The organism is Streptomyces sp. TM32, assembly GCF_004122755.1.
GTDB classification, from domain to species: domain Bacteria; phylum Actinomycetota; class Actinomycetes; order Streptomycetales; family Streptomycetaceae; genus Streptomyces; species Streptomyces sioyaensis.
This window is the reverse complement of the sequence record NZ_SDIG01000080.1, coordinates 15,947-28,059: the sequence shown is the minus strand read 5'-3', so window position 1 is coordinate 28,059 and position 12,113 is coordinate 15,947. Positions and strand designations below refer to the sequence as shown.

General features: G+C 71.5%; 11 protein-coding genes and 1 tRNA gene. 2 read left to right on the top strand and 10 right to left on the bottom strand.

What is annotated here, in order from left to right:
- On the top strand, positions 1–274 hold a 274-nt coding region (locus EST92_RS18635; RefSeq protein WP_174244055.1), incomplete at its 5' end, for a transposase.
- An 86-nt stretch (positions 275–360) separates the two neighbouring features.
- On the opposite strand, the gene argH is transcribed toward EST92_RS18635, so the two are convergent.
- From argH to EST92_RS18620, 3 genes are all read right to left on the bottom strand, one after another.
- Positions 361–1,803 (bottom strand): argininosuccinate lyase, encoded by a 1,443-nt coding sequence (argH, locus tag EST92_RS18630; protein WP_129282021.1) that lies wholly within the window; start codon positions 1,801–1,803, stop codon positions 361–363.
- 88 nt (positions 1,804–1,891) lie between these two features.
- The gene (locus tag EST92_RS18625) at positions 1,892–3,085 is read right to left on the bottom strand and encodes an argininosuccinate synthase (RefSeq protein ID WP_129245259.1); all 1,194 of its coding nucleotides are present in this window, start codon (positions 3,083–3,085) and stop codon (positions 1,892–1,894) included.
- A gap of 117 nt (positions 3,086–3,202) precedes the next feature.
- Positions 3,203–3,571 (bottom strand): DUF488 domain-containing protein, encoded by a 369-nt coding sequence (locus tag EST92_RS18620; RefSeq protein WP_129282020.1) that lies wholly within the window; start codon positions 3,569–3,571, stop codon positions 3,203–3,205.
- Positions 3,572–3,721: 150 nt separating this feature from the next.
- On the opposite strand from EST92_RS18620, the gene EST92_RS18615 reads away from it, so the two are divergent.
- Positions 3,722–3,795, top strand: a tRNA-Pro gene (locus EST92_RS18615).
- A gap of 189 nt (positions 3,796–3,984) precedes the next feature.
- Here the strand turns inward: EST92_RS18615 and EST92_RS18610 are convergent.
- The 7 genes from EST92_RS18610 to EST92_RS18580 form a co-directional block, all read right to left on the bottom strand.
- Positions 3,985–5,061, bottom strand: coding sequence for a mechanosensitive ion channel family protein (locus EST92_RS18610; RefSeq protein WP_129282019.1), 1,077 nt, complete (start codon positions 5,059–5,061; stop codon positions 3,985–3,987).
- Between the two features lie 256 nt (positions 5,062–5,317).
- Positions 5,318–5,860: an arginine repressor gene (locus EST92_RS18605; RefSeq protein ID WP_129245265.1), complete on the bottom strand. Its 543-nt coding sequence runs from the start codon at positions 5,858–5,860 to the stop codon at positions 5,318–5,320.
- A gap of 8 nt (positions 5,861–5,868) precedes the next feature.
- Complete coding sequence (locus tag EST92_RS18600; RefSeq protein WP_129282018.1) at positions 5,869–7,104, bottom strand: acetylornithine transaminase; 1,236 nt, start codon at positions 7,102–7,104, stop codon at positions 5,869–5,871.
- Complete coding sequence (gene argB, locus EST92_RS18595; RefSeq protein ID WP_129245270.1) at positions 7,101–8,018, bottom strand: acetylglutamate kinase; 918 nt, start codon at positions 8,016–8,018, stop codon at positions 7,101–7,103. Before argB ends, EST92_RS18600 begins: the two co-directional genes overlap by 4 nt.
- A gap of 94 nt (positions 8,019–8,112) precedes the next feature.
- A complete protein-coding gene (argJ, locus tag EST92_RS18590) occupies positions 8,113–9,264 on the bottom strand; it encodes a bifunctional glutamate N-acetyltransferase/amino-acid acetyltransferase ArgJ (RefSeq protein ID WP_129282017.1) in 1,152 nt (383 codons plus the stop codon).
- A 64-nt stretch (positions 9,265–9,328) separates the two neighbouring features.
- On the bottom strand, positions 9,329–10,357 hold the full coding sequence (gene argC, locus EST92_RS18585) for an N-acetyl-gamma-glutamyl-phosphate reductase (RefSeq protein ID WP_129282016.1): 1,029 nt from the start codon (positions 10,355–10,357) through the stop codon (positions 9,329–9,331).
- Between the two features lie 150 nt (positions 10,358–10,507).
- Positions 10,508–11,905: an FAD-dependent oxidoreductase gene (locus EST92_RS18580; RefSeq protein ID WP_129282015.1), complete on the bottom strand. Its 1,398-nt coding sequence runs from the start codon at positions 11,903–11,905 to the stop codon at positions 10,508–10,510.
- Positions 11,906–12,113: the final 208 nt, after the last annotated feature.

Below are 12,113 nucleotides of genomic sequence, written 5' to 3'. Positions count from 1 at the left end.
ACACGAGACCCTTCAACAAGCCCGGACTCTCCAGCAGACCGACGAGTGGAAGGACCGCTACAAGATCCGCGCCGGTGTCGAAGGCACCGTCTCCCAAGGCGTCATGGCCCATGGTCTGCGCAGATCCCGCTACCGCGGCCTGGCCAAAGCCGGTCTCCAGCACCAGCTCACCGCGGCAGCGATCAACGTCGTCCGCATCGACGCGCACCTCACCGGGAAACCACACGCGCCCACCCGCACCAGCCCCCTGGCGGCACTGCGCCCCACCGGTTGACCCGGTGGGGCGCAGCAGCGGCCCGCAATTCGCCAACAGCGTCCGGTCTCTCCCGGGGGCGGGCCGCCGTCGTACGTCTGAGCCTGCTAGGGCCGCTTCAGGGGCTGCTTGGCCGCCGCCCACTCCTGCTGGCGGACCAGATCGGTCCGTACCTCGGCGAGCTGGACCGCCACCGCCGAGGGGGCGGTGCCACCGCGGCCGCTGCGCGAGGCCAGCGCGCCCGGGACGTTCAGCACCCCCCGCACCTCCGGGGTCAGATGCGGCGAGATCTTCGCGAACTGCTCATCGGTGAGCTGGTCGAGCTCGATGCCGTGCGCCTCGCACTCCTTGACGCACTCCCCCGCGACCTCGTGCGCCACCCGGAACGGCACGCCCTGCTTGACCAGCCACTCCGCGATGTCGGTGGCCAGCGAGAAGCCGGCCGGCGCCAGCTCTTCCATGCGCTCGCGGTGGACGGTCAGGGTCGCCGTCATGCCGGTGAACGCCGGGAGCAGCACCTCCAGTTGGTCGCAGGAGTCGAAGACCGGCTCCTTGTCCTCCTGGAGGTCGCGGTTGTACGCGAGCGGCAGCGCCTTGAGCGTGGCCAGCAGCCCGGTCAGGTTGCCGAGGAGGCGGCCGGACTTGCCCCGCGCCAGCTCCGCGATGTCCGGGTTCTTCTTCTGCGGCATGATCGACGAGCCGGTGGAGAAGGCGTCGTGGAGGGTGACGAAGGAGAACTCCTTCGTGTTCCAGAGGATGATCTCCTCCGCGATCCGCGAGAGGTTGATCCCGATCATCGCGGTGATGAAGGCGAATTCGGCGGCGAAGTCCCGCGAGGCCGTCCCGTCGATGGAATTGCCGGCCGAGCCGTGCTCGAAGCCGAGGTCGGCGGCGACCGCCTCCGGGTCGAGGCCGAGCGAGGAGCCGGCCAGCGCGCCCGAGCCGTACGGGGAGACGGCGGTGCGGTCGTCCCACTGCCGCAGCCGCTCCGCGTCCCGGGACAGCGACTGCACATGGGCCAGGACGTGGTGGGCGAAGAGCACCGGCTGGGCGTGCTGGAGGTGGGTGCGGCCCGGCATCGCGACGTCCGGGTGGGCCTCGGCGAGGCCGACCAGCGCCTCCTGGAGGTCGGCGAGCAGCCCGCCGATGATCCGGGCATGGTCGCGCAGGTACATCCGGAAGAGCGTGGCGACCTGGTCGTTGCGCGACCGGCCGGCCCGCAGCTTGCCGCCGAGGTCCGGGCCGAGCCGCTCCAGCAGGCCCCGCTCCAGGGCGGTGTGGACGTCCTCGTCGGCGACGGTGCCGGTGAACGAGCCGTCCGCGACATCGGCTTCGAGCTGGTCGAGCCCGGCGAGCATCCGGCTCAGCTCGTCCTCGGTGAGCAGGCCCGCCTTGTGGAGCACGCGGGCGTGCGCGCGGGAGCCGGCGATGTCGTACGGGGCCAGCCGCCAGTCGAAGTGGACCGACGCCGACAGCTGGGCCAGCGCCTCGGCGGGTCCGTCGGCGAAACGGCCGCCCCAGAGCCGGACGTCACCGCTGTTGCTGCTCACTGCTGCTCCTCATGGCTGCTGTGGATGTGCCACCGCCTCCCCGCCGCGAGGGCAGGGAGGCGGCCGTGTACGAAGGTAACGAGTCGGCTCAGGCCAGGTCGCGCTTGGCCGCGATCTTGCTCGACATACCGAAGAGCTCGATGAAGCCCTTCGACAGCGACTGGTCGAAGGTGTCGCCGGTGTCGTACGTCGCCAGGTTGAAGTCGTAGAGCGACTGGTCGGACTTCCGGCCGGTGACGACCGCGCGGCCGCCGTGCAGGGTCATCCGGATGTCGCCGCTGACCGCCTGGTTGGCCTCGTTGATGAAGCCGTCCAGGGCGCGCTTGAGCGGGGAGAACCACAGGCCGTCGTAGACCAGCTCGCCCCAGCGCTGCTCGACCTGCCGCTTGTAGCGGGCCAGTTCGCGCTCGACGGTGACGTTCTCCAGCTCCTGGTGCGCGGTGATCAGCGCGATGGCGCCGGGCGCCTCGTACACCTCGCGGGACTTGATGCCGACCAGCCGGTCCTCGACCATGTCGATCCGGCCGATGCCCTGGGCGCCGGCCCGCTCGTTGAGCTGCTGGATGGCCTGGAGGACGGTGACGGGCTTGCCGTCGATGGCGACCGGGACACCCTCCTTGAAGGAGATGATGACCTCGTCGGCCTCCCGCTGGGTGGCCGGGTTCTCCGTGTACTCGTACACGTCCTCGATCGGCGCGTTCCAGATGTCCTCCAGGAAGCCGGTCTCCACGGCCCGCCCGAAGACGTTCTGGTCGATGGAGTACGGCGACTTCTTGGTGGTCGCGATCGGGAGGTTCTTCTCCTCGCAGAAGGCGATCGCCTTGTCCCGGGTCATCGCGTAGTCACGGACCGGGGCGATGCACTTCAGGTCGGGGGCGAGGGAGGAGATGCCGGCCTCGAAGCGGACCTGGTCGTTGCCCTTGCCGGTGCAGCCGTGGGCGACGGTGGTGGCGCCGTGCTTCTTGGCGGCGGCGACCAGGTGCTTGACGATGGTCGGCCGGGAGAGCGCGGAGACCAGCGGATAGCGGTCCATGTACAGGGCGTTGGCCTTGATCGCCGGGAGGCAGTACTCGTCGGCGAATTCGTCCTTGGCGTCCGCGACCTCGGCCTCGACCGCGCCGCAGGCAAGCGCACGCTTGCGGATGACGTCCAGGTCCTCGCCGCCCTGGCCGACGTCCACGGCAACGGCGATGACCTCGGCGCCCGTCTCCTCGGCGATCCAGCCGATACAGACAGAGGTGTCCAGGCCGCCCGAGTAGGCGAGTACGACGCGCTCGGTCACGGGTTTCTCCTTACGGTGCATTCGCTGTTGGGTATAAGTATGCACTCCACCGTATGTTTCGTCAACGCGTCGACGAAGATGCAGGTCAGCGGCGGGTCGACGGCGTGGCGCGAGGCCTCAGGAGCCCTCCTGGAGCACCTCGGCCAGCACGGCCGCATGGCTGGAGGGCACGTCCTTCGTGGCCGTCAGCAGCGTCAGCGGCCCCTCGGCGGCGCGCTCCCGCAGCCGCTCCAGCGCCCGCTGGGCGCCTTCCTGTGCCAGCTCTGCGCGATAGCGCTCGGCGAAGCGCGCGAACCGCTCCCCCTGATGGCCGTACCAGCGCCGCAGCTCGGTCGAGGGCGCCACGTCCTTGCACCACTCGGTGAGCCGGGCATCCTCCTTGGACAGCCCGCGCGGCCACAGCCGGTCGACCAGCACCCGCGCCCCGTCCGCCGGCTCCGGCGCCTCGTACACCCGGCGCACCCGGAGACCATCTCCCGCGGACATTTCACCCATACTTCATCGAACCACGGGCCGGGAGCCCCCGCAGGGAGGTCGGGACGCACCCCGTGGGGCCCCGCTTTGGATTCAGGGCCCGGGACAGGGTATTTTTCTTCTGCACACCCCGGCCGGGCATCGTCCGGCCGGTACGAGCACCGGGACGTGGCGCAGCTTGGTAGCGCACTTGACTGGGGGTCAAGGGGTCGCAGGTTCAAATCCTGTCGTCCCGACGGTGTTTTTGCAGGTCAGAGGCCGCTTCCTGAGATGGGGAGCGGCCTTTGCCGTTGCGGCGGCGCGGAGGCCCGGGCCCGGCAGCCCTCCCGGGACTGCGACGGGCCCGGGAAAGCGGGGTCCGGCCGGGCCGGCAGCGACCCGGCGGGTGTGCGGCCCGCGGGGCGGCCGGCCCCGGCCGGCGTCCGCTACGGCGCGGTCTCCGAAAGGTCGCGCTGGTGCGGAATCGCGATCTCCTCCGGCTTCTGGAGGGCCACGGTCCGGGCCGGGGAGGGGATCCGGATGCCCTCGTCGCGGTAGCGCCGGTGCAGGCGCTTGATGAATTCGTGCTTGATCCGGTACTGGTCGCTGAATTCGCCGACGCCCAGGATCACCGTGAAGCCGATCCGGGAGTCGCCGAAGGTGTGGAAGCGGACGGCCGGTTCATGGTCCGGGTCACCGCCGTTGATGTCCTTCATGACGCTCTCGACGACCTCGGTGGTGACCCGCTCGACGTGGTCGAGGTCGCTGTCGTAGCCGACCCCCACCTGCACCAGGATCGTCAACTTCTGTTCCGGGCGGGTGAAGTTGGTCATGTTGGTGCCGGCCAGCTGGGTGTTGGGGATGATCACCAGGTTGTTGGAGAGCTGCCGCACCACGGTGTTACGCCAGTTGACGTCGACGACATAGCCCTCCTCGCCGCTGCTGAGCCGGATGTAGTCGCCGGGCTGCACCGTCTTCGAGGCGAGGATGTGCACGCCCGCGAAGAGGTTGGCGAGGGTGTCCTGGAGGGCCAGGGCGACCGCGAGACCGCCCACGCCCAGCGCGGTCAGGAGCGGGGCGATGGAGATGCCCAGGGTCTGCAGGACGACGAGGAAGCCCATCGCCAGCACGATGATGCGGGTGATGTTGGCGAAGATGGTCGCCGATCCGGCCACCCCGGACCGGGACTGGGCGAGGGACCTCACCAGCCCGGTGATCACCCGGGCCGCGGTGAGCGTGGCGACCAGGATGAGCAGCACCATCAGCACCCGGTCGACGGTGTGTCCGATCGACTCCGTGAACGGCAGTGCGGCGGTCGCGGCCGCCAGCCCGCCGGCGATCGCCGCCCAGGGCACCACGGCCCGCAACGCGTCGACGATGACGTCGTCCCCGCTCCAGCGGGTGCGCAGCGCGTGTTTGCCCAGCCACCGCAGGGCCACCCGCAACAGCAGCCCCGCCACGATGCCGGCGGCCAGTGCCGCTCCGGCCACGATCAGGTCGTGCAGTGTCACCGCGCGGTTCACCGGCCGGCTCCTCCCGCGACCGGAAGGAGCGGACGTGCTATGAGCCGGATGTGATGTCTCGTCACCATGCCACCTTGTCTCTAGGGCTGCGAAGGCGCCGGGACATCCGCGGACGTCCCGGCGCGAACTGCCATCCTGCCGTATGGGGTTCGGCAGGCAACGGGTGGCTCGGTGGATTCCCGACACGGCCGCCGCACGGGGCGGGGTGAGGTGCTCCGGGGCGTGACGAGGTGCCCGGGGAGCTCGGAGGCGGCGCTCAGTGCGCCTTCTGCGCCAGCCGCAGCAGGTGGTCGGCGAGGGCCTGACCGCCCGTCGGGTCGCGGCTGATGAGCATCAGGGTGTCGTCGCCCGCGATGGTGCCCAGGATGTCGTGCAGCTCGGCCTGGTCGATGGCCGAGGCCAGGAACTGGGCGGCGCCCGGCGGGGTGCGCAGGACAACGAGGTTGGCGGAGGCCTCGGCGGAGATGAGGAGTTCGCCGGAGAGGCGGCGCATCCGCTCCTCCTTGGCCGACTCGCCCAGCGGCGCCCGCGGCTTGCGGTCGCCGCCCTCACTGGGCACCGCGTAGATCAGCTCCCCACCGGTGTTGCGGATCTTCACCGCGCCCAGTTCGTCCAGATCGCGCGAGAGCGTCGCCTGGGTGACGGACAGCCCGTCGTCGGCGAGCAGCTTGGCGAGCTGGCTCTGGGAGCGGACCGGCAGCCGGTTGAGGATGTCCACGATCCGGCGGTGGCGGGCGGTGCGGGTCTGCGGCACGGCCTGGCCACCGTTGTGCAACTCGTTGTCCTGCGGCTCGGTCATCGTTGTCGTCAGTCTCCGGATCGTCGTTCCCCGTCGGTCCCTTGGCGGGCCGTGCTGAGGACCGCGGGCAGCTTCCGGAGGAACTCTTCCGCTTCGTCGTCGGAGACGATCAGCGGCGGGGCGAGCCGGACGACGTCCGGCGCGACCGCGTTCACCAGGAGGCCCGCGTCCTGAGCCGCCTGCTGCACCTGTGGCGCGAGCGACTCCGTCAAGACGATACCCAGGAGCAGCCCCGCACCGCGGACCTGGCCGACCAATGGGTGCCCCAGGGCCTCGGTCCCCTCGCGCAGCCGCTCGCCGACCCGCTTGACGTGGTCGAGGATGCCGTCCTTCTCGATGGTGTCCAGGACGGCGAGGGCGCCCGCGCAGACCACCGGGTTGCCGCTGAAGGTCGAGCCGTGCGAACCGGGGGTGAGCAGGTCGGCGGCGCGGCCGAAGGCGAGCGTGGCGCCGATCGGGAGGCCGCCGCCCAGGCCCTTGGCGAGGGTGATGACGTCCGCCTCGACGCCCTGGGCCCGGGACTCCAGCCAGTGGCCGGTCCGGCCGATACCGGTCTGGATCTCGTCGAGGACGAGCAGGGTGCCGGTGGCGGCGGTGATCTCGCGGGCGGCCCGGAGGTAACCGGGCGGCGGCACGACGACGCCGTTCTCGCCCTGGACGGGCTCCAGGATGACGAAGGCGGTGTCGGTGGTGACGGCGGCGCGCAGGGCGTCGGCGTCCCCGTACGGGACGTGGTCGACGTCGCCGGGCAGCGGGGCGAACGGGGCTTGCTTGGCGGGCTGGCCGGTGAGCGCGAGGGCGCCCATGGTCCGGCCGTGGAAGCCGCCGGCGGTGGAGACCATGTGGGTGCGCCCGGTCAGCCGGCCGATCTTGAAGGCGGCTTCGTTGGCTTCGGCGCCGGAATTGGAGAAGTAGACCCGGCCGGGGCGGCCGGCCAGCGCGAGCAGCCGCTCGGCCAGCGCGACGGTGGGCTCGGCGACGAAGAAGTTCGAGACATGGCCGAGGGTGGCGACCTGGTCGGAGACCGCGCGGACCACCGCGGGGTGGGCATGACCGAGGGCGTTGACCGCGATGCCGCCGAGGAAGTCGAGGTACTCCTTGCCGTCGGCGTCCCACACCCGGGCGCCCTCGCCGCGTACCAGCGGGACGCGGGGGGTGCCGAAGTTGTCCATCATGGCGCCCTGCCAGCGCCCGGTGAGAGCCGCGTTGGTCACCGGTCCGTGGCCGTGTGCCGGCTCGCTCATGTCGCCCCCTCGATCGTGTTCGCGTCCGGCACGACCATCGTGCCGATTCCTTCGTCGGTGAAGATCTCCAGCAGGATCGAGTGCTGGACCCGCCCGTCGATGACCCGGGCGGTGTGCACGCCGTTGCGGACGGCGTGCAGGCAGCCCCGCATCTTGGGGACCATGCCGCTGGCCAGGTCGGGCAGCAGCTTCTCCAGTTCGGAGGCGGTGAGGCGGGAGATCACCTCGTCGCTGTCGGGCCAGTCCTCGTAGAGGCCCTCGACATCGGTGAGGACCATCAGGGTCTCGGCGCCGAGCGCGGCGGCCAGCGCGGCCGCGGCGGTGTCGGCGTTGACGTTGAAGACCGCCGAGGCGTCCTCCTCGTCGCTGCTGCGGGCGATGGAGGAGATGACCGGGATCCGGCCGTCGTCCAGCAACGCCTGGACCGCGCCGGGGTCGATGGCGGTGATCTCGCCGACCCGGCCGATGTCCACCCGCTCCCCGTCGATGTCCGCGTAGTGCTTGGTGGCGGCCATCAGATGGGCGTCCTCGCCGGTCATGCCGACGGCGAGCGGGCCGTGCTCGTTGAGCAGCCCGACCAGCTCGCGCTGCACCTGGCCGGCCAGCACCATCCGTACGACGTTCATCGCCTCGGGCGTGGTGACCCGCAGGCCGCCCTTGAACTCCGACTCCAGGCCCAGCAGGTCCAGCTGGGCGCTGATCTGCGGGCCGCCGCCGTGCACGACGACGGGGCGCAGCCCGGCGTGCCGCAGGAAGACCACGTCCTGGGCGAAGGCGCGCTTGAGCTCCTCGTCGATCATGGCGTTGCCGCCGAACTTGATGACGACGGTCTTGCCGTGGTGCCGGGTCAGCCAGGGCAGCGCCTCGATGAGGGTGCGTGCCTTGGGAAGTGCGGTGTGCTTACGGGTGCTCATGCCGGGCCGGCCTCGTTTCTCCCCCACGCGGCGCGCGGGACGTACCTCCGGGCGGGCTGTGCGGACAGCGCGCGCCGGAGCCTCGGGTGCGCGTTCATGACGAGTACGCGCTGTTCTCGTGGACGTAATCGGCGGTGAGGTCGTTGGCCCAGATGACCGCGGACTCGGTGCCGGCGGCGAGGTCCGCGGTGATCCGCACCTCCCGGTAGCGCATGTCGACCAGCTCGCGGTCCTCGCCCACCGAGCCGTTCTTGCAGACCCAGACGTCGTTGATGGCGACGTTCAGCTGGTCGGGCTCGAAGACGGCGGACGTGGTGCCGATGGCCGAGAGCACCCGGCCCCAGTTGGGGTCCTCGCCGTGGATGGCGCACTTGAGGAGGTTGTTGCGGGCGATCGAGCGGCCGACCTCCACCGCGTCGTCCTCGCTGGCCGCGCCCACCACCTCGATCCGGATGTCCTTGCTGGCGCCCTCGGCGTCCCCGATCAGCTGCCGGGCGAGGTCGGCGCAGACCGTGCGCACCGCCTCGGCGAAGGCGCCGGTCTCCGGAACGATCCCGGACGCTCCGGAGGCGAGCAGCAGCACCGTGTCGTTGGTCGACATACAGCCGTCGGAGTCGATCCGGTCGAAGGTGGTACGGGTGGCCGCGCGCAGGGCCGAATCGAGGTCGGCCGACGGCACATCGGCGTCGGTGGTCAGCACGACGAGCATGGTGGCCAGGCCCGGGGCGAGCATGCCGGCGCCCTTGGCCATGCCGCCGACGGTCCAGCCGTCCTGGGTGACGACGGCGGTCTTGTGCACGCTGTCGGTGGTCTTGATGGCGATGGCGGCCTTCTCGCCGCCGTGCGGGGTCAGTTGGGCCACGGCCCGCTCCACTCCGGGCAGCAGCTTGTCCATCGGGAGCCGCAGGCCGATCAGCCCGGTGGAGGCGATCGCCACCTCGCCGGCGCTGTGCCCCAGCACCTCGGCGGCCTTCTCCGCGGTGGCGTGGGTGTCCTGGAAGCCGAGCGGTCCCGTACAAGCGTTGGCGCCACCGGAGTTGAGGACGACGGCAGAGACCGCGCCGCCCTTGAGGACCTGCTCGGACCAGACGACCGGGGCGGCCTTGACGCGGTTGGAGGTGAAGACGCCGGCGGCGGCGCTCCGGGGTCCGTTGTTCACCACGAGGGCGAGGTCGGCACTGCCGTTCTCCTTGATCCCGGCGGCGATGCCCGCCGCCGTGAATCCCTGTGCTGCCGTGACGCTCACTGCTTGTCCTCCGTCGCTTCTCCGGCCCCGCCGGTCACGCCTTGCTCTCCTGTGCCGCTCCGGATCACGGGGCGACCCCGACCTTCGGCAGGCCCGTCTCCTCCGGGAGTCCCAGGGCGATGTTCATGCTCTGTACCGCGCCGCCCGCGGTGCCCTTGGTGAGGTTGTCGAGGGCGCTGATCGCGATGATCCGGCCGGCCGCGGCGTCGAGGGTCACCTGGATCTGCGCGGTGTTGGAGCCGTACACGGAGGCGGTCGACGGCCACTGGCCCTCGGGCAACAGCCGGACGAACGGCTCGTCGGCCAGCGCCTTCTCGTACGCGGCCCGTACGGCGGCGGCGTCCACACCGGGCCTGGCCCGGGCCGAGCAGGTGGCGAGGATGCCGCGCGACATGGGGGCGAGGGTCGGGGTGAAGGAGACGCCGATGCGCTCGCCGGCCACCGCGCTCAGGTTCTGGATCATCTCGGGGGTGTGCCGGTGGCCGCCGCCGACGCCGTACGGGCTCATCGCGCCCATGACCTCGGAACCCAGCAGATGCGGCTTGAGCGCCTTGCCGGCGCCGGAGGTGCCGGTGGCCGCCACGATGACGGCCTCGGGCTCGGCGAGCCGGTCCGCGTAGGCGGGGAACAGGGCGAGCGAGACGGCGGTCGGGTAGCAGCCCGGGACCGCGATGCGCCGGGTCCCCTGCAGCGCCGCGCGGCCCCCGGGCAGCTCGGGGAGGCCGTACGGCCAGGTGCCCGCGTGGGGCGTGCCGTAGAACGCCTCCCAGTCCGCGGCGTCGGTGAGCCGGAAGTCGGCCCCGCAGTCGACGACGAGCACCTCGGGCCCGAGCTCCTCGGCGACCGCGGCGGACTGGCCGTGCGGCAGCGCGAGAAAGACGACATCGTGCCCGGCCAGGGCCTCGGCACTGGTCGGCGCCAGCACCCGGTCGGCCAGCGGGACCAGCTGCGGCTGTAGCGCCCCCAGGCGCTGACCCGCGTTCGAGTACCCGGTCAGCGCCCCGATCTCCACCTCCGGGTGCCCCAGAAGCAGACGCAGCACTTCGCCCCCCGCGTACCCACTCGCACCGGCCACTGCTGCTCGTACCGTCATGGACCCTCCTTCTTCATGGCATGACTATACGGATGGAGGCAGTTTTATGCAATGAGGTGGGGTGGGGGTGACCCGGGGCCGGTGTGGTCGGGTGGCCGGGCGGACGATCCTTCCTGCGTCGCGCCGAAACGGCCGGTCCGGGCAGCCGGATCAGGCAGAACGGTCGTGCAGGGCGGCGACGTGCCGGCCGGAAGAGAGCGCGGTCAGGACCTCCTGGGCGGCTCGCTCGCCGGAGCGCACCGCGCCCTCCATCAGACCGTGCATCAGCGTGGCCGACTCGGTACTGGCCCAGTGGATCCGGCCCACCGGCTCGCGCAGCGCGCTGCCGTAGTTGGTGAGGGTGCCGGTCGGGAAGTGGCCGATCATCCCGCCCAGCGACCACTGCTGGGAGGACCAGTCGGTCTCCAGATACTGGCTGGGGCGGCGTGCCTCGGCACCGAACCGCTCGGCCAGCGCGGCCAGCCAGACCTCGCGCCGTTCGGCCGGATCCAGGCGCCCCATTCGCAGGGCTCCGGTACTGAAGGCGTAGCTGCTGAGCACCCCCGGCTCTCCCGACTGTGGTGTCTGGTCGATGGTGATCGGGACGGGCGACCGGGGCGCGAGCGTCTGTCCCGACAGGCCCAGCGCGCGCCAGAACGGCCGCGGGTAGACCGTGTGCACCCGGATGATCGACCCCGGTACCACGCGCTGCAGCAGACGGCCGGCCGCGGTGGGAAGCGGCGGGTCGAAGCTGATCCGCCCCGCCAGCAGCGGCGGCGTCGCCACGATCACGCGTCGCGCCCGCACGGTGAGCGAGTCGGAGGCGATCCGCACACCGGTGCCGTCGTGTGCGATCCGCTGGACGGGGCTGGACAGGTGCACCCGCTCTCCCAGCTGCTCGGCCATGCGCCTGGCCAGTTCGGGGGCTCCGCCGTCCACGACGTGGGATTCGGTTCTGCGGGAGTCGGTGTAGTAGCCGAAACCGCCGCCGCCCCGGGCCAGGGTGAGGGCGCCCAGCAGCGAGACCTCTGCCGGGTCGGCGCAGAACAGCAGGTGCATGGTCGACCTGAGCAGGGTGCGGGCGGTCGCCGAGGGCACGTTGAGCGGGTCGGAAAGCCACTGCCCGAGCGTGCGGGCGTCCCACGCCCGAGCGCTCCGGGCCCGCCACGGGGCATCCGCCGGGAGGCTCCGCGCCATCAGATGCAGACGGGAAAACGCCAGGCCGAGGGCGAAGAGCGTCCCCGGGCCGGTGACGGGGAGAGCACCGCGGTAACGGTGGTTGACGCCGTCCAGGCGCAGGAGGTGATCGCCCTGCTCGTACTGGGGGTACACCGCAAGTCCCAGTTCCCGGCAGAGCTGGAACATGCGGTCCTGCCCCTTGCCCAGCCAGGTGCCGCCGGCCGAGACCACCGTCCCGTCGGGAAGCTCCCGGTTCCACACCCGGCCGCCCACCCGGTCCCTGGCCTCAAGGACGACCACCTCGTGACCGGCTTGGACCAGCCGTCCGGCAGCTGCGAGCCCGGCGAAGCCGGCGCCCACCACGCACACGTCTGCCTGCACCTTTCCCATGGCCTACCTCCACGGCTCAGCCTCACCCAGCAGGCCCTGCTCCGCCCGGCGGGTGATCCATCGGGGCGTGACCGGTGCGGGCGCATGTGAGGGCGAGCCGCCGTGGAGGCGGGGGCCAGGTGTGCTGTCCGGGGAGGTGACCGCCCGGAAGGAAGGGACGGAGGCGGGGGGCCGGGCAGGCGGCAGGCGGTTCAGGAAGGCATGAGCG